Raw genomic sequence first — 21,559 nt, forward strand, 5'->3', positions numbered from 1 at the left:
GGGGGATGCTCTGCTGATGACCTTCACGTCATCAGCAGGTACTCCCCATGTCGGCTCAAGCGTCCTTCCCTACCTCTCATCACCAGCAGATCGCCCAACGTCTTCCTGATTGGCTCAAGGCCTGCAGCGCAGAGCAGCGCCAAGCCTGGCAGTCGCAGTCCGAGCGTAGCCTGAAGGCTAGCGAGCAGGCACGCCAGGCGCTGGCCGGCTGGCTGAACCCTTGGGACTTTGCCCGGCCATTGCTGGCGCAGGCCTTGCGCGATGCCGGCTTGCCTGTCGGGCTTTCCCTGGAACATTCGACCTTGCTGCACATCGAGCGCAGCGCCAGGGCCGGTAGCGACCGGCCGGGGGCGGTGCTCAGAACCCAGCGCCGCAGCCTGTTGCAAGCCGCCCTGCAGAACTTTGCCCGCGATGAACGTTTTGATGCCGGCAGTCAGCTACTGGACGCGCAAGGCAATCCCCTGGCGATGCCACCTGAGCAGTTTGCCCGGCTGTGCCGGGGGCTGGATCTGGGAGCGGGTTATCAACACCATCTGAACACTGTCTTCGCCCCGCCACAGGCGGATCATTTGCATGTAGTGCTGTTCAACGCCCAACAGCAGGCGCTGCGCCTGCATGTGCTGCAGGCGAGGCTGGAGGTGCGGATCAGCGAGGCTGAGTACCTGGCCATGGAGGCCGGCCTGGCGCTAAGGGGCGACCGGCACTTCAGTGTCTCGCGCTTGAGCATGTGGAACCTGCCCCTGGACCAGGTGCTGATGTTCGAGGTGCAGGCGCTCGATGCCGATGGCTTGCGTCCGTGCCTGGTCTACCTGCCGGGCGATCCGCTGGGGCCCTTGCAGCGCTATGCCAGCCGCCGCGAGTGGCAGCGCGCCTGGCGCCGGCGCCTGCAGCAGGTTGATCGGTCTCAGGCGCCGCTGGGGAGTGCCGGGCCGGTGCCACAACGGCCGTTCCAGCAACTGTTGAGCGGCCTGGTGCGGGTCAGGGATCGCGCCGCCTTCGCCCATGAGCTGCAGGTCCGTTTCAACCGCCTCGAATGGCGCGAGGGGACGTGGCAGCCGGTCAACAGCGAGGGCGCCAGTCTGCACCTGATTCCCTCGGCGTTGGCCAGTAGTGCCGTGCTGTATCAAACCGTTCTGGAGCGTCATCTGCACAGGGTCCGTGAGGACGCCGAGGCCATCGCCATGCCCACTGCCCAGGTCGACGCCCGACTGCGCTGGCAACACATCGAGGCCTGGCTGGAAATCGGTTTCGACCTGCTCAATGTTGCCGGGCTGTTTGTCCCGGTGCTGGGTACGGTGCTTATGCCGGTGGCCGCCGGGCAATTGCTGGCGCAGGTCTATGAGGGCATCCAGGACTGGCGCGCAGGTGATTACCAGCGTGCTCAGGCGCATCTGTTCGGGGTGCTGGAAAACCTTGCACAGGTGACGTTGCTGGGCGTTACTCAGCACCTGCGGGTTCCTCAGTTGGACGCTCATATAGGCTTTACCGAGCGCTTCGAACAGGTTCGGCTCAATGATGGCCGCCAGGTGCTCTGGAACAATGACCTGAGCGCCTACCGCAGCCGGATTGAGCTGCCCGAGGGGTTGCAGGCGAATGACCAGGGTCAGTACCGGCTGGGCGCACGCACCTATGTGCACATGGACGGCGAGCTGTATGAACAGGCCTTTGACCGTGCACAGGGCCAATGGCGGCTGGTGCATCCCGAACGCTCCGGTGCTTACCGCCCGCCGATGCAGTATCACGGCGAGGGCGGCTGGGGCTACGCTCACGAGTCGCCTCTGTTGTTCGCGCGTAACCAACTGTTGAGCGCCCTGGGAGAGGCTGCCAGCGGGCTGGATCAAGCCGAACGGGACCGGGCGTTGCGTTGCAGTGGTGTAGCAGAGCAGGTTGTGCGTCGTTGTCTTGTCGAGCGCAGGCCGATGCCGTCGTTGCTGACTGACTTGCTCGCGCGTATCCGTCTGGATCGTCAATTGAGCGAACTGCCGGAACGGATCGAACAGGGCGCTCTGCTTGATGCCAGCCTGGACTACTCGCAAATGCTGATCACCGAACTACCTGGCTGGCCCCAGGATGCGGTGCTTCAGGTGTTCAAGCACGACGATCTGAGCGGCGCACGTGTCGAGTACGGCCATGGCCGCATGATCACTACGCGCGTTGCGGTGAGCCGCAGCGAACTGCTGCAAGGCCAGTTGGCACCTCGGTTGGTCGCGCAGCTCGACGAAACCCGGTTGCGCGGTTTGCTTGGGGGCACACTACCTGCCAGCCCGGCCGAGAGGATCAAGGCCCTGCGCCAGCTATTGGCCGACTACTGCCGGGTGAATCGCCAGCGCTTGTTCGAGGCCCTGTACGGGCGTGATGAACCGCTCGCCCATCCCTTGAGCGGTCCCCTGCAGCGGGATTTCCCCGGTTTACCGCGACGGCTTGCGCTGGAGCTGGTCGACCAGGCCCGGCAAGCCGAACGTGAGCAGTTGCAGGCGGGCAGGGTGCCGCTGCGCCTGGCCGAGGAGGCCCGCCTGTACCTGCGTCAGGTGCGTATCAGTCGTGCGCTGCAAGGGTTGTATGACCGCCGTGGGCCAAGTGCCGACAGCCGCCAATTGCTGCAGGCCACCTTGCCCCGTGTGCCGGGCTGGTCGTCGATGCCTGCGCGCGAGCCGCTTGAACAGGCGCTGCTGGGCATGCCCGCGCCGGGCGTGTCGGCGCAGGAGGTCGAAAGCCTGCGGGCCAAGGCCATTGAACAGGCCCTGATCGACCCCCAGGCCACTGCCCAGGCACTGGGGATGGCGCCCCGCAATGGCCGCTTCACCTCACCTTTGCGCCTGGCGGACGGGCGCGTCGGCTACCCCTTGAGTGGCCGTCAGGCCGGCGCCATACCCCGCAGTCCGATCAACCTGATGCGCAGGTTCAGGGCGCTGTACCCAAGCCTGGACGAACCCCGTGCCCGGGCCATGCTCAGGGCCCTGGGCGATGACGAACTGGCTGTCGCGCAAGTGCTGGCCGACCGCGAGCAGGAACTCTTGACCCTGCTTCAACAACTGGCGCAGTGGGCCAACGAGCCGTGGGTCAACACGTTGTCCGAAGGCTGGGCAATACCTGCGCACAACACCGATCGCCATGCTTTTGTCCAGGCGCTCGAAGCCTGCTGGCGCCGGGAGGCGCCGCGGGCCTTCGCCGCCGATGGGCGCGAGATCGGCCTGCGCCTGGAGGTCGACGGTTTGCGCCTGGATACCCTGCCGACGCTCAGTGCCGATTTCAGCCATGTTGGCGCTCTCAGCATTCGCGGGGCAAGGCTGCAGGAGCTGTCGTCGGGGTTTCTCGCGGCATTTCCCAATCTGCGCTGGATTGACCTGGGTCGCAACCAATTCAGAACCTTGCCCGCGGCGCTGGAGAACAGAAGCAGCGTGACCCGCCTCATCCTGCAAAACAACCGGGTGACCTGGGATGACGATCTGAACACGCGCCTGCGGACCCTGAGCGGGCTCAAGGTGCTGGACCTGAGCAACAATCCGTTGGCGGTCCCGCCCGATGTCAGCGGCCTGCATCAGTTGTTCAGCCTCGACCTGTCGGCAACCGCGATCGACCGTTGGCCGACCGGCGCCCTGCAGCTTCAGGCCCTTGAACATCTCAATCTGGCCGGCAACGACTTGCGCCAGGTACCCCAGGCGGTAATCGCCGCCGAGCCGCAATGGCAGGAGCAAGTGCTGCGGATCAATCGGGGTACGCGCTTGAATTTCAATCCGTGGAGTGCCGAAAGCCTCAATGCCCTGCATGACTATGCCGAGCAACACCACATCAGTTTTGGCCTGGGCATGCGCCCAGCGGCTCAAGCCGCCTTGCCGGCGCCTGCGGGGGTTCAACCCTGGCTGCGGGGCGACGCGCCTGTCATCAGCGGCGATGCCACTGCGCTTTGGCAGCACCTGCGCCAGGAGCCCGGGCACGAAGCGTTGTTTCGCTTGCTGGATGAGTTGCGCAGCAGCGCCGACTACCTACGCGCCTACGACTACCTCAAAAGCCGGGTCTGGCGAGTCCTTGATGCCGCCGGCGAGCATGGCGCACTACGTGACCAGCTGTTCGAGCTGGCCGCCCATGACCGGACCTGCGCCGATGGGGCCAGCCTGTTTTTCAATCGACTGGAAATCAGCGTGCTGGTCCACCAGGCCGAGCTGACCGCTGCCGCTGGCGACGCGGAGTTTGAACTGGTGTCGCTGGCACGCAACCTCGAACGTCTGGATCAGGTCGATGTCCTCGCCGCTCAGGAAATTGCCGCACGCAAGCGCGCCGGGCGCATGCCGGATGAGGCGCAGGTGTACCTGGCCTTTCGCGTTGAGTTGGCGCAACGTCTGGAGTTGCCCGCCCAGCCCAGGGGCATGCGCCACCGCCCGACCGCAGGGGTGAGTGCAACCTTGCTCGACCAGGCGGCAGGCAAGGTACTGGCCCGGGAAAAGAGCAGCTCGCAAATGCTGGCGGCGTTGATCAAGCGCGAGTTCTGGGTGGACTACCTCAAGCGCAAGGAACGCGAGCAGTTTGATCAGGTCAATGCGCCTTTTCATCAGCGCCAGGATCACCTGGATGAAAAGTATCCGAGCCCGAATCCGTACCAGCCAAACCCGGTCCACGTGGATAAAACCCTGGACAATGCCAAGCGCCGCAGCAAGGCGGAGCGCAAGTTGATCGAGGCGTTGAGCGATGGCGCATTGCGCAAGGCAAGGAAACGTTGGGCGGCAGTCTGAGCCCACTGACACAGCGGCCCGCGAGGGCGGGCCGCTGCAACAGGGGTTAGCGGCGACGGAACAGCGGTTGCGGTTCGTCAGTGGCGGCCTGGTAGGTCACCGAAAAGTCTTGCAGGCTTTGCAGTGCTTCGACCGGGTCCTTGTCGGCACGCAGGGCGAAGGCATCGAAGCCGCAACGCTTCATGTAGAACAGCTGGTCACGCAGCACGTCGCCGATGGCGCGCAGCTCGCCGGTGAACTTGTAGCGGTCACGCAGCAGGCGCGCATTGGAGTAGTTGCGCCCATCGGTGAAGGCCGGGAAGTTCAGGGCAATGACCTGGAACTGGTTGGCGACTTCGCCGATCTCTTCGGCCTCTTCATCGGCGTCCAGCCACACACCCAGGCCGCCGTCGCGGGCCTTGAGCATATGGCCGTGTTCACGCCACAGCTGCAGCGGAACGATGTAGTCGTCGCAGTTGGTCACTTCGTCGATGTTGAAATCCTTGGGCAGCAGGTGCCAGGTTTCGTCGACGATTTCGTTATTCTTAATGATTCGCTGCATAGACGCGTTCCTTGAATGGGTCGATGCCAATACGTTGGTAGGTGTCGATGAAGCGCTCGTCTTCGGTACGTTTTTCAACGTAGACGTCGATCAGCTTCTCGATCACATCCGGCATGTCGTCCTGGGCAAAGGAGGGGCCGAGGATCTTGCCCAGGCTGGCGTCGCGGCTGGCGCTGCCACCGAGCGAGACCTGGTAGAACTCTTCGCCTTTCTTGTCTACCCCGAGGATGCCGATGTGGCCGACGTGGTGGTGGCCACAGGCATTCATGCAACCGGAGATGTTCAGGTCCAGCTCGCCGATGTCGAACAGGTAGTCCAGGTCGTCGAAACGGCGTTGGATGGATTCGGCAATCGGGATCGACTTGGCGTTGGCCAGCGAGCAGAAGTCACCGCCCGGGCAGCAGATGATGTCGGTCAACAGGCCGATGTTCGGCGTGGCAAAGCCGTTTTCGCGCAGCTCCAGCCACAGGGCGTGCAACTGGCTCTGCTCGACGTCGGCAAGAATGATGTTCTGCTCGTGGGAGGTGCGCAGCTGGCCGAAGCTGTAGCGCTCGGCAAGGTCTGCCACCGCATCCAGTTGCTTGTCGGTCAGGTCGCCTGGTGCTACCCCGGTAGGCTTGAGCGACAGGGTCACGGCGACGTAGCCAGGCTTCTTGTGCGCCAGTACGTTGCGCGTGCGCCAGCGGGCAAAGCCCGGGTGCTGCTGTTCGAGCTCGCTGAAGTCGAGGTTATCCAGTGACTTGTAGTCCGGGTCGACGAAGTGCTTGGCCACGCGGTGCACTTCGGCTTCGGTCAGGGTCGTGCTGGCGCCGCGCAGGTGGACCATTTCGGCCTCGACCTTCTCGGCAAACACTTCAGGGGTGAGCGCCTTGACCAGGATCTTGATCCGCGCCTTGTACTTGTTGTCGCGACGGCCGTAGCGGTTGTACACCCGCAGGATCGCGTCCAGGTAGCTGAGCAGGTCCTGCCAGGGCAGGAACTCGTTGATGAAGGCACCGACCACCGGGGTACGGCCCAGGCCGCCACCGACCAGTACGCGAAAGCCCAGCTCGCCGGCCTGGTTGTACACCGGCTCCAGGCCGATGTCGTGCACTTCGATGGCCGCACGGTCGCTGCTCGAGCCGTTGATGGCGATCTTGAACTTGCGCGGCAGGTAGGCGAATTCGGGGTGGAAAGTGGTCCACTGGCGGACGATCTCGCACCATGGGCGCGGGTCGATCACTTCATCGGCGGCAACACCGGCGAACTGGTCGGTGGTGACGTTGCGCAGGCAGTTGCCGCTGGTCTGGATCGCGTGCATCTGCACGGTGGCAAGTTCCGCCAGAATCTCGGGGATGTCTTCCAGCGCTGGCCAGTTGTACTGCACGTTCTGCCGGGTGCTGATGTGGGCGTAGCCCTTGTCGTAGTCGCGCGCGATCTTCGCCAGCATCCGTGTCTGGCGCGAAGTCAGCTGCCCATAGGGCACCGCGACCCGCAACATCGGGGCAAAACGTTGAATATAGAGGCCATTTTGCAGGCGCAGGGGGCGGAACTCTTCTTCGCTCAGTTCACCGGCCAGGTAGCGGCGGGTCTGATCACGGAACTGCTTGACGCGGTCCTCGATGATCCGCTGATCGTACTCGTCGTATACGTACATAGGGGTCCTGTTCTCAAGCTGCTTGCAGCTAATCGCGCGCACGGCCGCGCACTCCGATGCGGAGCCGAGGAAAGATAGCAGTTTGCGTTTATGCGCAAAAGTGAAGTTTTAGCATATGAAAAGAACCATTTGGACTAAGTGAGACTGACTGGCGTTTAGCCAATGTGCCACTACGGCCGGTTATAATCGCCGGTTTGCATAGCAGGAGCGTTAACCCATGCTCAAGGCCTTGTGCCAAAGCCTTTGCCTGAGCTTGCCACTGGTGGCCGGTGCACAGGCGGCTTCCGTGGTGTTTCTCAATCCGGGCTATTCCAACGAGACTTTCTGGGTCGGTTATTCGCGTTTCATGCAGGCCGCCGCCGACGACCTCGGCATGCAACTGAGCATCCAGTACAGCGAGCGCCGGCCGGAGCTGGCGCTGACCCAGGCCCGTGAAGCGCTTGAAGGCCGGCAAAGGCCGGACTATCTGGTGCTGGTCAACGAACAGTACATCGCCCCAGAAATCATCCGCCTGTCTCGCGACAGCGGGGTCAAGCTGTTTCTGGTCAACAACGGCCTGACCCCGAACCAGGCCGGGCTGATCGACAACAACCCGGACAAGTACCCGCCCTTGCTCGGCACCCTGGTGGGCAATGACGAGCAGGCCGGTTACCAGATGCTCAAGGACCTGATCGCCCTGCGTGCCCGGCCCGGGCTGACCCGGCCGCTGGAGTTGCTGGCGTTCTCCGGGCTCAAGACCACTCCGGCCTCGCAGCTGCGCGAGCAGGGCATGCGCCGCGCCCTGGCCGAGCACCCCGAGGTGCGCCTGCGCCAGGTGGTGTATGGCGGTTGGGGCCGGGAGCGCGCCTACGAGCAGGCCAGGCAGCTGTTACAGCGCTACCCGCAAATCGAGCTGGTGTGGTCGGCCAACGACGAAATGGCCTTTGGCGCCATACAGGCGGCAGTCGAGGCCGGCCGGGTGCCAGGCAAGGACCTGCTGTTCAGTGCCGTCAACAGCTCGCCGGCGGCGTTGCAGGCGCGTATCGACGGGCGCCTGAGCGTGCTCATGGGCGGGCACTTTTCCCTTGGCGGCTGGGCCATGGTGTTACTGCACGATGATGCGCTGAAACTGCCAATCAACCGTGATGGCCGTCGCGAATACGAGGTGCCGGTGCTGCAACTGATCGATCCGCTGCGGGCGCAGCGTTGGTTGAAGCTGCAGGAGCAGGCCGACTATGGCCTGGATTTCAACCGTTTCAGCGCCCAGGGGCACACTCCTGATTTCCGTTATCCGTTTCTCAAGGCGCCCGTCGACTACTGAAAAGCCCCTGCTTGAGCAAAGGGCATTGCTGGACTTAACTGCTACGGGTGACATGCATTCCCATAACCCCAACAAGAGGCAATGCAATGGGAAATTCGACCAAAGCGGGTAAGCCTGACAGCAGTGTCGATGCCTGGGCGATACTCTGTCTGATCATCCTGGTGGTGGTGACTGCAGTGTATTGGGTCAGCCACCAGTGACATCACCCGATGGGTAACAGTGAACCGCCCGCAGAATGGGCATCTGCGGGCGGGCTGCATTTCAGCGGGCGGTAAGGTGCATGGCCAACTGCACCAGCCCGATCAAAACCAGAATGAACAGCAAGGTGAACACGGTGCCCAGCGCGATGAAGTGGCTGGCCTTGCCGTGGTTGAAGTCGCGGGCGCGGTTCTTGCCGCTCTGCACCCCGAAGGCCGCTGCCAGGATGCTTTGCAGCATCTGCCAGAAGGTCGGGGGTTTGCCTTGGGCGGGTTCGTCCATGAGGGGCTCCTTATAAAAGGCATCCCCATGAGTGTAGACCGCATCGCGGGGCAAGCCCGCCCCCACTGTAGGAGCAGGCTTGCCCCGCGATCACTCAGTTGTCATATCCGAGGTTAGGCGCCAACCAGCGCTCGCTCACGCTCAAGTCCTGGCCTTTACGTGCGGTGTAGCTCTGCACCTGGTCCTTGTCGACCTTGCCCACGGCAAAGTACTGCGCCTGCGGATGGGCGAAGTACCAGCCGCTGACCGCCGCCGCCGGGAACATGGCGAAGTGTTCGGTGAGGAACACGCCGCTGGGGCCGGTTTCGCCGATGGCGGTGCCATCGAGCAGGCGGAACAGGGTTTCCTTCTCGGTGTGGTCCGGGCAGGCCGGGTAGCCCGGGGCAGGGCGGATACCCGAGTACTGCTCCTTGATCAGCGCCTCGTTATCCAGGTGCTCGTCCTTGGCGTAACCCCAATAGTCTTTACGCACCTGTTCGTGCAGCCATTCGGCGCAGGCCTCGGCCAGACGGTCGGCGAGAGCCTTGACCATGATCGAGTTGTAGTCGTCGCCCTTGTCCTGATAGGCCTTGGCCACTTCCTCGGCGCCGATGCCGGCGGTGGTGATGAAGCCACCGACGTAATCGGTGATGCCGGTTAGCTTGGGTGCGACGAAGTCGGCCAGGGAGAAGTTGGGCTTGTTGTCCGGCTTGATGGTCTGCTGACGCAGGTGGTGCAGTTGCGCCAGAGGTTGGCCGTCGGCGCTGTAGACTTCGATGTCGTCATGGTTGACCTGGTTGGCCGGCCAGAAACCGAACACCGCGCGGGCGCTGATCAGCTTCTCGTCGATCAGCTTGGCGAGCATCTCCTGGGCATCCTTGAACAGCGCGGTAGCGGCTTCGCCGACCACTTCGTCGGTGAGGATGCGCGGGTATTTGCCGGCCAGGTCCCAGGAGATGAAGAACGGCGTCCAGTCGATGTATTCGGCCAGCACCTTGAGGTCGATGTTTTCCAGCACTTTCACGCCGGTGAAGCTAGGCACCGCCGGCTGGTAACCGGCCCAGTCGTACTTGGGCTTGGCGGCAATCGACTGCTCGTAGCTCAGGCGTTCGGTACGGGCGCTGCGGTTGGCGGTGCGTTCACGGACTTCGATGTAATCCAGGCGGGTCTTCTCGACGAAGCCGGGCTTGAGTTCCTTGGACAGCAACTGGGTGGCGACACCCACCGCACGCGAGGCGTCGGTAACGTAGATCACCGCGTCGTTGCTGTACTTGGGCTCGATCTTCACCGCCGTGTGGGCCTTGGAGGTGGTGGCACCGCCGATCATCAGCGGCAGGTGGAAGTCCTGGCGCTGCATCTCGCGGGCAACATGGACCATCTCGTCCAGCGACGGCGTGATCAAGCCGGACAGGCCGATGATGTCGCACTTCTGCTCGCGGGCGGTCTGCAGGATCTTCTCGGCCGGGACCATGACGCCCAGGTCGACGATGTCATAGCCGTTGCATCCGAGCACCACGCCGACGATGTTCTTGCCAATGTCGTGCACGTCGCCCTTGACCGTGGCCATGAGGATCTTGCCCTTGGCTTGGGGCTTGTCGCCTTTTTCCAGTTCGATGAAGGGAATCAGGTGGGCTACCGCCTGCTTCATCACCCGGGCGGATTTGACCACCTGGGGCAGGAACATCTTGCCGGCGCCGAACAGGTCGCCGACTACGTTCATGCCGCTCATCAGCGGGCCTTCAATCACCTCGATGGGGCGCGCGCACTGCTGGCGGCACTCTTCGGTGTCTTCGACGATAAAGGCGGTAATGCCCTTGACCAGCGCGTGTTCCAGGCGCTTGCCAACCGGCAGCGAGCGCCACTCTTCGTTCTCGACCTCCTTGACCGCGCCGCCGCCCTTGTAGTCGTCGGCGATCGCCAGCAGGGCGTCGGTGCCGTGCGGGGTGCGGTTGAGCACCACGTCTTCGACCCGCTCGCGCAGCGCAGGTGGGATCTCGTCGTAGATCTCCAGCTGGCCGGCGTTGACGATACCCATGGTCAGGCCATTCTGGATCGCGTGGTAGAGGAACACCGAGTGGATCGCCTCGCGCACCGGGTTGTTGCCACGGAACGAGAACGACACGTTGGACACCCCGCCCGAGGTCAGGGCGTAGGGCAGGTGATCGCGGATGTAGGCGCAGGCTTCGATGAAGTCGACGGCGTAGTTGTTGTGCTCTTCGATGCCGGTGGCGACGGCGAAGATGTTCGGGTCGAAGATGATGTCTTCTGGCGGGAAGCCCACTTCATTGACCAGGATGTCGTAGCTGCGCTGGCAGATCTCGCGTTTGCGCGCGGCGGTGTCGGCCTGGCCGACCTCGTCGAAGGCCATCACTACCACGGCGGCGCCGTAGCGCTTGCACAGCTTGGCGTGATGCTTGAAGGCTTCGACGCCTTCCTTCATCGAGATCGAGTTGACGATGCCCTTGCCCTGGATGCATTTGAGACCCGCTTCAATCACTTCCCACTTGGAGGAGTCGATCATGATCGGTACGCGGGAGATGTCCGGCTCACCGGCGATCAGGTTGAGGAACTTGACCATGGCCGCCTGGGAATCGAGCATCCCTTCGTCCATGTTGATGTCGATCACCTGGGCGCCGGCCTCGACCTGCTGCAGGGCGACTTCCAGCGCTTGGGTGTAGTTCTCTTCGCGGATCAGCCGGGCGAACTTGGCGGAACCGGTGATGTTGGTGCGCTCACCGACGTTGACGAACAACGAGTTGCGGTCGATGGTGAACGGCTCCAGGCCCGACAGCCGGCAGGCCTTGGGGATGTCCGGAATGGCCCGTGGCGGGTACTTGGCTACCGCCTCGGCAATCGCCTGGATATGCCCCGGCGTGGTGCCGCAGCAGCCACCGATGATGTTCAAGAAGCCGCTGGCGGCGAATTCTTCGACCACCACGGCCATCTCGGCCGGGGTTTCGTCGTATTCACCGAAGGCGTTCGGCAGGCCGGCGTTGGGGTGCGCCGAGACATGGGTGCCGGCTTTGCTCGACAGCTCTTCGAGGTACGGGCGCAGGTCCTTGGCGCCGAGGGCGCAGTTCAGGCCCACCGAGATCGGGTTGGCATGGCGCACCGAGTTCCAGAACGCTTCGGTGGTCTGCCCCGAAAGGGTACGACCGGAGGCGTCGGTGATGGTCCCGGAGATCATGATCGGCAATTCGACGCTGTCTTCCTCGAACACCTGCTGCACGGCGAAGATTGCCGCCTTGGCGTTGAGGGTGTCGAAGATGGTCTCGATCAGGATCAGGTCGGCGCCGCCTTCGATCAGGCCCCGGGTCGCCTCAAGGTAGTTTTCTACCAGCAGGTCGAAGGTGACGTTGCGATAGCCCGGGTCGTTGACGTCGGGAGAAATCGAGCAGGTGCGGCTGGTCGGACCGAGCACGCCGGCGACGAAACGCGGTTTGTCCGGGGTTTCCAGGGTTTTGGCGTCGGCCACCTGGCGGGCGATGCGCGCGCCTTCGAGGTTAAGCTCATAGGCCAGCGACTCCATGCCGTAGTCGGCCTGGGAAATCTGCGTGGCGTTGAAGGTGTTGGTTTCGAGAATGTCGGCGCCGGCGTCCAGGTAGGCCTTCTCGATGGCGGCGATGACGTCGGGACGCGACAGCAGCAACAGGTCGTTGTTGCCTTTGACATCGCTTGGCCAATCGGCGAAGCGCGTGCCACGATAGTCGTGTTCCTCGAGGCGGTAGCTTTGGATCATAGTACCCATGCCGCCATCGAGAATCAGGATGCGCTCTTTGAGTGCTTGCTGAAGTGCTTGGAAACGAGCGCTGCGGTCAGACATAGGACTACCTGGTCGGGCAAAAACAAAAGTTGCGGAATAATAACAAAGCTGCGCGGTTTTTAGACGTGTTGAAGATTGACATGAATTTCATTCATGTTGGCACGCCGCCAGCACCGGTAGAATCGTGAAGCTATCAATACCCAGGACATTCGGCACATGGTGCATCGCTTACTTGCCGGCGCTTTCGCTCTGTTCATCAGCGGCGTGGCGTTGGGGCAAGCCCCTCAACAGAGCTCGGCTATTTCGTATACCCGGGACATCCAACCGATCTTCACCGAGAAATGCGTGGCCTGCCACGCTTGCAACGACGCGGCCTGCCAGCTCAACCTGGGCAGTGCCGAGGGCGCCTCGCGGGGCGCCTCGAAAGTGCCGGTGTACCAGGGCGAGCGCAGCACGGCGGTAGCGCCGACGCGGTTGTTCTATGACGCCAGCAGCACTCAAGCCTGGCAGCGCAAGGGCTTCTACTCGGTACTCGACAACCAGGGCAGCCAGGCCGCGCTGATGGCGCGGATGCTCGAACTGGGCCACAAGACCCCGCTGACGCCCAACGCCAAGTTGCCCGAGGAGATCGTCCTGGGCCTGAACCGCAACAACATGTGCCCGCTGCCCGGCGAGTTCGACGCCTATGCCGGCGCGCACCCGAAAGAGGGCATGCCGCTGGCGGTCACCGGCCTCACCGATGCCCAGTACCAGACCCTGCAACGCTGGCTGGCCGCCGGTGCGCCGGTCGAGCACGACCCGATTCAGCCGAGCGCCAAGGAGGCTGCGCAGATCGCCGACTGGGAAGCGCTGCTCAACCGCCCGGGCTCGACCGAAGCGCTGGTCGGCCGCTGGCTTTACGAACACCTGTTCCTCGCCCACATTCATTTTGTCGGCGGCGAGCAGGGGCACTTCTTCCAGTGGGTGCGTTCGCGCACACCCAGTGGCCAGCCGATCGACCTGATCGCCACGCGCCGGCCCAACGACCCGCCGGGCACCGACTTCTACTACCGGCTGATGCCGGTGCAGGGCGTGATCGTGCATAAAACCCACATCACCTACCCGATGGGCCCGCACAAGCTCAAGCGCGTCAAGCAACTGTTCTACAGCGGCGACTGGCACGCCAACGCGCTGCCCGGCTATGGCCCGCGCCACCGCGCCAACCCGTTCGAAACCTTCGAAGCGATCCCGGCGGTGGCCCGGTACCAGTTCATGCTCGATAACGCCGAGTACTTCGTGCGCACCTTCATCCGTGGCCCGGTGTGCCGTGGCCAGATCGCCACCGACGTGATCCGCGACAACTTCTGGACGCTGTTCCAGGAACCGGCCCACGACCGTTACCTGACCGATGCCGAGTACCGCGGCAAGGCCACGCCGTTGCTGGCCATGCCCGGGCAGATCGACGACGTCGGCAGCATCCTGACCCTCTGGCATGCCTACCGCGACAAGCGCAACGAGTATGAAAAGCTGCGCCGCGATGCCTATGCCGAAGTGCCGCCGCCGAGCTGGTCGACCCTCTGGGCCGGCAACGACAACGCGCTGTTGACCATCTTCCGCCACTTCGACAGCGCCTCGGTGAGCAAGGGCCTGATCGGTGATGTGCCGAAAACCCTGTGGTTGTTCGACTACCCGTTGTTCGAGCGCACCTACTACCAGTTGGCGGTCAACTTCGACGTCTATGGCAACGTCTCGCACCAGGCGCAGACGCGGCTGTACTTCGACCTGATCCGCAACGGCGCCGAGGTCAACTTCCTGCGCCTGATGCCGGCCGATGCCCGTGGCGCGATCCTCGGCGACTGGTACCAGAACAGCGGCAAGGTGAAGATGTGGATGGACTACGAGGACATCGACACCGACACCCCGAGCTCGCTGAAACTCGACAAGCGCGACCCCAAGCGTGATTTCGGCCTCAAGCTGATCCAGCGCACCGGCAGCCTCAACGCCGCGCCCGACCCGATCAACCGCTGCCAGGGCGCCTATTGCTCGCGGCCGCAAATGAGCGAGGAGTTCCGTGATGTCGAGCAGTCGCTGAGCCGCCTGGTATCGCGCCCGGCTGCGGGCCTGAAGGTGATCAACCAGTTGCCCGAAGCGACCATGCTGCGCATCGAAGGGCAGGGCGGTCAGCGCCAGGTCTACAGCCTGCTGCGCAACCGCGCGCACAGCAACGTCGCCTTCATGCTCGGCGAGGCCTACCGCTACCAACCGGGCCTGGACACCCTGACCCTGGTGCCGGGCGTGCTCAGCAGCTACCCGAACTTCATGTTCAACGTCCCGGCTACTGATGTACCGGAGTTCGTCGAGGACCTGGAAGCGGCGCGTGATGACACCGCCAGGTTCGAGCGCATTGTCATGCGCTGGGGCGTGCGCCGCAGCCATCCGCAGTTCTGGCAGTACTTCCATGACCTCAACAGCTACATCAAGGAGACCGATGCGCTGGAGTCGGGTGTGCTCGACATGAACCGCTACGAAAACCTGTAAACATGACCGCCGGGAAGGTCGTCTGACCTTTCCCGGCAACCTGCGGTCCGAGCTCTCATGCGGCCCCGGTTCCGGCCGGGGCTTGAGTGGGACTTAAGACGCAGGTAACCGGATGCTGTATTCGCTTCAGGCTTTAAGGGCGCTTGCCGCCTGGGTGGTGGTCTGCCATCACTTCATGCAGATTTTCTTCGACTTCCATGCCAGTGGCCCGATCGGACAGTTCCTGACTGACCGCGGGGCAGTGGGTGTGGACGTGTTTTTTGTGATCAGCGGCTTGGTGATCTACCTGTCGACCCGCGACAAGGCCATGCCGGCCCGGCGCTTTCTGCTCAACCGGGCGCTGCGTATCGTGCCGGCCTACTGGTTCTACACCGCATTGATGGCCTTGCTGCTGGCTTCAGCCAGCCAGTGGATGCCGCACCAGGCCATCGACCTTGAGCATTTTCTGTTGTCGTTGCTGTTCATTCCGGCAGAGAACCCCGGCGGTTACGGCCAGTACCCGACCCTCAATGTCGGCTGGACCCTGAACTACGAGATGTACTTCTACCTGCTGTTCTCGCTGGTGTTCGTGGTCCGCCAGCAACACCGCTTGTTACTGCTGGCCGCGGCCTTGTTGCTGGTCAGCGAGGTGTTGACCCGCGCCGGGTTGCTCAATCACTTCTACCGCAACAACATCGTCTACGAGTTTTTGCTCGGCATCGGTATTGGCGTGCTCTACCGCCGCGGCTGGATTGCCCACGGGCTGTGGCTGCCGCTGGCGATCCTGGCCGCGGCGGGGCTGGCGATCTATCACCTGGATGCCTCGCTGCGCCTGCTGCACTGGGGCCTGCCGAGTGCGCTGATTGTCTTTGCCTGTATCTCGCTTGAGCCGTACTTCAAGGGCAATCGCGTGCTCAAGGCACTGGGGGATTGCTCGTACTCGGTGTACCTGATTCACGTGCTGGTGCTGTATGCCGGCTGGTTTGCCAGCGAGCGCCTGAACCTCAGCCCGTATACAGTGTTCGCCCTGTGCGTGCCGCTGATTGCCGGCTTGTCCTTGGCCAGTTACCTGCTGCTGGAAAAGCGCCTGTACCGGCGCATGAGCGATTGGTTCGAGGTGCGCCGCAGTACGCCGGTGGCGGTAACGCTTTCCTGACAGAATTGCTAGGACTTTGTTCGGCGGCCAGGTTGGCGTAAACTGCCGACAAGTCTGTGAGGAACTTCCATGAGCGCCATAACTATTACCGACGCCGCGCATGATTACCTGGCCGATCTGCTGGAAAAGCAGAACACCCCGGGTATTGGCATTCGCATTTTCATTACCCAACCGGGCACCACCTACGCTGAAACTTGCATTGCCTACTGCAAGCCGGGCGAAGAGAAGCCGGAAGACCAAGCGGTAGGTCTGAAGACCTTCACCGCCTACCTTGACGCGGTCAGCATTCCGTTCCTCGAGGACGCCGTGGTCGACTACGCCACCGACCGCATGGGCGGCCAGCTGACCATCAAGGCGCCAAACGCCAAGGTGCCGATGGTCAACGAAGACAGCCCGGTCAACGAGCGCATCAACTACTACCTGCAAACCGAGATCAACCCGGGGCTGGCCAGCCACGGCGGCCAGGTCAGCCTGATCGAAGTGGTCGAGGACGGCATCGCCGTGTTGCAGTTCGGTGGTGGTTGCCAGGGCTGCGGCCAGGCCGACGTGACCCTCAAGGAAGGCATCGAGCGGACCTTGCTCGAGCGTATTCCCGAGCTCAAGGGTGTGCGTGATGTGACTGACCACAGTCAGAAAGAAAACGCCTACTATTGAGTAGCTATCGCGGGTCAAGCCCGCTCCCACACTGTGGGAGCGGGCTTGACCCGCGATGGCTTTCAGACTTCAAAAGTCATAACTGACACTCGCATAGTAAAACGCCCCCTGCGCCCCCTCCGGCGAGGTGATCGAATACTTCGGCACCCCATACAACTGCGGCCCTTCGAGCTTGTCCGGATGGCTGTCGAACAGGTTGATCGCGCCCACCGACACTTTCAGCCCCTGGTCGAAGCTGTAGCTCAGGTCCAGGTCGGTGATCCACTGCGGGCTGAAGGTCTGGTCCAGGTTCGGGTTGCTGCTGTTCAGGCTCTGCCACTGGCCATAGCGGCGTTGGGTCAGGGTCACGCCCCAGTTCTCGTACAGCCAGTTGGCGCTCAAGGTCAGCTTGTCTTCCGGCGTGCCGTGCTCGATCAGGCCCTGGGTGGCGCGGCCGACGATCTGCTCGCCACTGATGCCGCCGACATCGCGCAGCTCGGTGATCCGCGTGCGGGTCTTGGCAAAGCCTGCGTTGAGGTTGAGCCGGCCAAACTGCTGCAAATCCCACTGGTACTGGCCAGCAAGCTCAATGCCATCGGTGCGGGTGTCGGCGATGTTGGTGTAGAACGCCGCGCTCTGGATATTGGCGTAGGGCGTGCCGGCAAAGATCGGCCCGACCACGTTGCCAGGCAACTGGTCGGAGAGGGTGATGCGGTTGTCGATATCGATGCGGTAGGCATCCAGGGTCAGCGAAGCATTGGCCAGCGGGCGCCAGACCAGGCCCAGGGAGAGGTTGGTGGACTCCTCGGGTTTCAACGCGCGGCCACCGAGCAAGGCCGCCTCCGGGCTGTCGGCACGCAAGGTGCGCTGCTGCACTTCGACCCAGTTGCCACTGCCCGAAGGCTGCTCGACCACCTGCACGCTGAACGATGACAGGCCGCTCTGCACCAGCGACGGCGCGCGGTAGCCGGAGCTGACGCTGCCGCGTGCGGCAATTTGTGGGGTGAAGTCGTAGCGCAGCGACAGCTTGCCGTTGGTGGTGTCGCCAAAGTCCGAATAATGCTCGGAACGCAGCGCCACCCCGGCCTGGAACTTGTCGCTGATCTGCCCTTCGACATCGACATAAGCGCCGAACACCTTGCGCTCAAGCGACGCGGCATCGACCTGGGTGATGCCCGAGTAGTAGCCGGGAATGCGCCGGCCACTCAGTGGATCGAGGGTGTTGAACAACGGCCCGTTCTGCCAGCCGGCCGCTTCGCCGGCACTGAGGCTGTAGTTCTCCTTGCGCCAGGCCAGGCCCGCCGACAGGGTCAGCGGCTTGGCCAGCAGGTCGGTGGGAAAATCGCGGACCCAGTCCAGGGTCAGGTTGGTCTGCTCGTTCTCGCGCTCGCCGGTGTAGATTTTCTCTGGGCTGGCATTGCCCCAACTGGGGTTGATGGCATTGCGGTCAGTGGATTTGAGCGTGTCGTTGCCGTAGTTGGCAGCCAGGTCGAACTTGCCCAGTTGCTCGTCTTCATAACGCACGCCACCGGTCAGGGCATAGTCTTGCAGGTTGTAGCGGGTGATCGGCAGGCGCCCGTCCGGGTAGCGCTGCAGGGCCACGCTAGCGTAGTTGTTGCGCAGGGTGGTGGGCGGGTCGAAGAAGCCTTCGGCGTCGGTGTTCTTGTGCGCGTAGGTGGCAAAGCCGTAGGCGGTGAGGCCATCGCCGATGCCGATCTCGCTGTTGGCCACCAGGTTGTACTGGTCCGAGACATTGCCCGAGCCCCAGTTCCAGGTGCGGTAGCGGTTGTTCTGTTCGCGCTCGCTGTTGATGCTGGAGGAGCCTGGGTAAAAAATCCGGTTGTCCGGGCGGGTATCGCTGGCCGGGTCCTGGCTGCCGGCATCGAAACTCAGGTTGAGAAAACCATCGTTGGGCAGGGCCAGGCCCTTCCAGCCGCTGAGTTTGCGCTGCAGGCCGTCGCCCTTTGCGTAGCCGCCAAAGCGATAGCCGATGTTGCCACCGGCGTCGTTCTCCTTGAGCACGATGTTGATCACCCCGGCGATGGCGTCCGAGCCGTATTGGGCGGCAGCGCCGTCACGCAGGATTTCCACCCGCAAGATCGCGCTCAGCGGGATCAGGCTCAAGTCCACCGCCGCCGCGCCGCGGCCGTTGGCCAGGCCCTGGCGGGTGACGTTGGGGCTGCTATGACGGCGCTTGCCGTTGACCAGTACCAGCACCTGGTCGGAGGCCAGGCCGCGCAACGAAGCGCCCTGGGCGATGGAGCCGGCAAAGGCACCTTGTGGCGACTGCGGGAAACTGAACGACGGCGACAACGCGGTGAGCGCACCGGATAGATCCTGAGCGCCGGTTTCCTGCAACTGCTCGGCGCTGAGCACATCCACCGGGGCGGCGCTTTGCAGGGCGGTGACATCACTGCGGCGGGTGCCGACCACCACCACGGTGTCGAGCTTGCTGTCGCTGGCGCCCGGCGCCTGGGCGTAAACGCCGGGCACGCCGAAGCCGCCGATGACCAGCGCAATCGCGCCGGCCTTGGGGGTAGGTCGGAACATGGGAACGGACTCCTGTAAGGCAAAAAGGGTGCAGCGATCAGAACCGGCTGGTGACACTCAGGCCCACGGTGCGCGGGTCGCCATAGGTGATCACGTACTGGCCGGTGGTGCCGTTGGGGCGACCGTGGACCTGGTAGCGGCGGTCGGTAAGGTTGTTGACGAAACCGGTGACGCTGAGCTTTTCATCCGGGCTGAACCAGGTCAGGCGGGTGTTGGCCAGGGTGTAGTGCGCCTGGTTGAGCGGCTGGTCGGCGCTGCTCTGGCGGTCGGCCAAAAAGTACTCGCGGTCGCGCAAGCTGACATCGGCGCCGGCCACCAGCTTGCCGCCGACTTCCAGCGGGATGGTGTAGTCGCCACCCAGCGACACCACGTAACGCGGCGAGCGCACGAAGCTGTTGCCGCTGTAGTCGGCGGTCACCGCACCAGTGGTGGGGTTGGTGTTCTTGAAGTCGGTGTATTCAGTGTCGAGGAACGACAGTGCCGCGCGCAGGTGCAGGTAGTCGGTCGGCTGGCCTTCGAGTTCAAGCTCGGCGCCTTTGACCTTGCCCTTGGCACCGTTGGTCAGGGCCGTGGTGAGGATGCCGTTGTTGACGGTCAGCAGGTTGACCTGGATGTCCTGGTAGTCGTAGTAGAACAGGTTGGCGTTGACCGTCAGGCGATGCTCGAACCACTCGGATTTCAGGCCCAGTTCGTAGGCATCCAGCTCTTCCGGATCGACCGTGGTCAGCTGCGCGAGGCTGGTCGACAGCCCGGTGTTGAAGCCACCAGAGCGAAAGCCATGGGCATAGCGCAAGAACACCCGCAGGTTGTCGTTGATGCGGTACTCGGGGGTCAGGTCGTAGGTCCAGGCATCCCAGCGCTTGGCCTCTTCCTGGGAGCCGTTGCTGCCGTTGGCGGTCAGCGGGATCAGCGGGCCGTTGGCGGTGGCGCGGGTCAGTTGCACCAGGTCCAGGTCGATGTCTTTTTTCTCGGTGGTCCAGCGCAGGCCGCCGGTCACCGTGAAGTTGTCGGTGAGGTCGTAGGCGAGGTTGCCGAACAGCGCGTAGCTGTCGGTTTTGTGGGTGTAGCTCAGGTCACGAAAATCCACCACGCCGCCGGTTTGGTTGGACCCAGTGCCATTGGGTGTCGGCCCCGGGGTGACGGTGCGCAGGGCGCTGCTGTCGAGGGTTTCGTGGAAGTAGTGGGCGCCGAGCATCCAGCGCAGGGTTTCCTGCTGCGGCGAGGCCAGGCGAAACTCCTGGGAGTACTGGTCGTAACGGTTGTCGCTGTCGGCAGCGCCATTGACTTCATAGGGGGTGTAGTCGGCGTCACTGAGCTGCTGGTTGCGGATGTAGTCGTAGGCGGTGATCGAGGTCAGCTTGTAGTCGCCGATGTCCCAGTTCAGGGTCAGCGAGGTGCCGTTGTGGTCGAGCTTGGCATCTTCATTGACGTTGAGCTCGATGCGCCGGCCTTCCGGGCGCTGGTAACCGACGTTGTAATAGCGGCCCAAGGGCAGCGAGCCGCTGCTGCCATCGCCCTTGAACTGACGGCCGTGGATCTTCCACAGGGCTTCCAGGTCGGGGTTGAGCTTGGCCAGGAACTGCACGCGCACGGCCTTCTTGTTGACGTCGCCGTAGGTCTGGTCGTTGGTCAGGTTGTGGGTGAAGCCATCGCGTTCTTCGGAGTACAGCGACACCCGCGCCGCCAGGCGCTCATCGACCAGGGCACCGCCGATGGCGCCACTCAAGATGCGCTCGTTCTTGCTGCCAAAGCCGAGGGTGCCGAAGCCGTCGGTATCGAAGCCCGGCTTCTTGGAGATGATGTTCACCGCACCTGCGGTGGTGTTCTTGCCATACAGGGTGCCTTGCGGGCCGCGCAGGATCTCGATGCGTTCCAGGTCGAACAGCGGGCCACCGCCGGCCACCGGCGCGTTGAGGTAGACGTCGTCGGCGTAGATGCCCACCGGGTAGACGGTGGCCGCGCCAGTGTCGCCAGTGCCCAGGCCGCGAATGTACCAGCGCGGGCGGCCGTCGCCGTCGGGGTTCTTCGCCGACGCGTTGGGGATGAAGGTGGTGATATCGCCCATGGCGCGCACGCCGTCGGCGGTGATGCTGGTGCCTTGCACCGCGGTGACCGCCACCGGGACTTCCTGCAGGGTTTCTTCGCGGTGCTGGGCGGTGACCGTGACGGTCTTCAGGGCCGGGGCGGTGCTGTTGTTGTCTTCGGCCCTGAGCAGTTCCGACTGGCTGGCCAGTAGGATGCTCAGGCCGATGCCTTTGGCGATTGGGTTAAGTGTGTGCATGCTGCTGGTCTCCCCGG

Annotated in this window: 11 protein-coding genes; 5 read left to right on the forward strand and 6 right to left on the reverse strand. The window is 63.4% G+C overall.

Features of this window, described 5'->3' with window-relative positions; all coding sequences use genetic code 11:
* Positions 1-47: 47 nt before the first annotated feature.
* Entirely contained in the window at positions 48-4,727 is a 4,680-nt protein-coding gene (locus F8N82_RS08785; RefSeq protein WP_038994878.1) for an NEL-type E3 ubiquitin ligase domain-containing protein, read from the forward strand.
* Positions 4,728-4,773: 46 nt separating this feature from the next.
* Here the strand turns inward: F8N82_RS08785 and F8N82_RS08790 are convergent, their stop codons facing one another.
* Both F8N82_RS08790 and F8N82_RS08795 read right to left on the reverse strand, forming a co-directional pair.
* Positions 4,774-5,268 carry a DUF934 domain-containing protein gene (locus F8N82_RS08790; protein ID WP_038994879.1) on the reverse strand — a complete coding sequence of 165 codons (495 nt, stop codon included), beginning with the start codon at positions 5,266-5,268 and terminating at the stop codon, positions 4,774-4,776.
* Positions 5,252-6,904, reverse strand: coding sequence for a nitrite/sulfite reductase (locus F8N82_RS08795; RefSeq protein ID WP_038994880.1), 1,653 nt, complete (start codon positions 6,902-6,904; stop codon positions 5,252-5,254). Before F8N82_RS08795 ends, F8N82_RS08790 begins: the two co-directional genes overlap by 17 nt.
* 217 nt (positions 6,905-7,121) lie before the next feature.
* On the opposite strand from F8N82_RS08795, the gene F8N82_RS08800 reads away from it, so the two are divergent.
* Positions 7,122-8,204 carry an ABC transporter substrate-binding protein gene (locus tag F8N82_RS08800; RefSeq protein ID WP_038994882.1) on the forward strand — a complete coding sequence of 361 codons (1,083 nt, stop codon included), beginning with the start codon at positions 7,122-7,124 and terminating at the stop codon, positions 8,202-8,204.
* Positions 8,205-8,465: 261 nt separating this feature from the next.
* Here the strand turns inward: F8N82_RS08800 and F8N82_RS08805 are convergent, their stop codons facing one another.
* Positions 8,466-8,684 (reverse strand): DUF2970 domain-containing protein, encoded by a 219-nt coding sequence (locus F8N82_RS08805; RefSeq protein ID WP_010223692.1) that lies wholly within the window; start codon positions 8,682-8,684, stop codon positions 8,466-8,468.
* A gap of 94 nt (positions 8,685-8,778) precedes the next feature.
* Positions 8,779-12,486, reverse strand: a complete 3,708-nt coding sequence (metH, locus tag F8N82_RS08810) for a methionine synthase (protein ID WP_038994883.1) — start codon at positions 12,484-12,486, stop codon at positions 8,779-8,781.
* 156 nt (positions 12,487-12,642) lie between these two features.
* Between metH and F8N82_RS08815 the strand changes: the two genes are divergently transcribed.
* The 3 genes from F8N82_RS08815 to nfuA all read left to right on the forward strand — a co-directional run bounded on the left by F8N82_RS08815 (position 12,643) and on the right by nfuA (position 16,732).
* Entirely contained in the window at positions 12,643-14,943 is a 2,301-nt protein-coding gene (locus F8N82_RS08815) for a fatty acid cis/trans isomerase (RefSeq protein WP_038994884.1), read from the forward strand.
* 112 nt (positions 14,944-15,055) lie between these two features.
* Complete coding sequence (locus tag F8N82_RS08820) at positions 15,056-16,078, forward strand: acyltransferase family protein (protein ID WP_038994885.1); 1,023 nt, start codon at positions 15,056-15,058, stop codon at positions 16,076-16,078.
* A 69-nt stretch (positions 16,079-16,147) separates the two neighbouring features.
* Positions 16,148-16,732 (forward strand): Fe-S biogenesis protein NfuA, encoded by a 585-nt coding sequence (gene nfuA, locus F8N82_RS08825; protein ID WP_038994886.1) that lies wholly within the window; start codon positions 16,148-16,150, stop codon positions 16,730-16,732.
* A 69-nt stretch (positions 16,733-16,801) separates the two neighbouring features.
* Here the strand turns inward: nfuA and F8N82_RS08830 are convergent, their stop codons facing one another.
* Positions 16,802-19,261 carry a TonB-dependent receptor plug domain-containing protein gene (locus F8N82_RS08830; protein WP_038994887.1) on the reverse strand — a complete coding sequence of 820 codons (2,460 nt, stop codon included), beginning with the start codon at positions 19,259-19,261 and terminating at the stop codon, positions 16,802-16,804.
* Between the two features lie 37 nt (positions 19,262-19,298).
* Positions 19,299-21,542: a TonB-dependent receptor gene (locus F8N82_RS08835; protein WP_038994888.1), complete on the reverse strand. Its 2,244-nt coding sequence runs from the start codon at positions 21,540-21,542 to the stop codon at positions 19,299-19,301.
* Between the last annotated feature and the right edge of the window lie 17 nt (positions 21,543-21,559).

The organism is Pseudomonas fluorescens (assembly GCF_902497775.2).
Classification (GTDB): Bacteria; Pseudomonadota; Gammaproteobacteria; order Pseudomonadales; family Pseudomonadaceae; genus Aquipseudomonas; species Aquipseudomonas putida_F.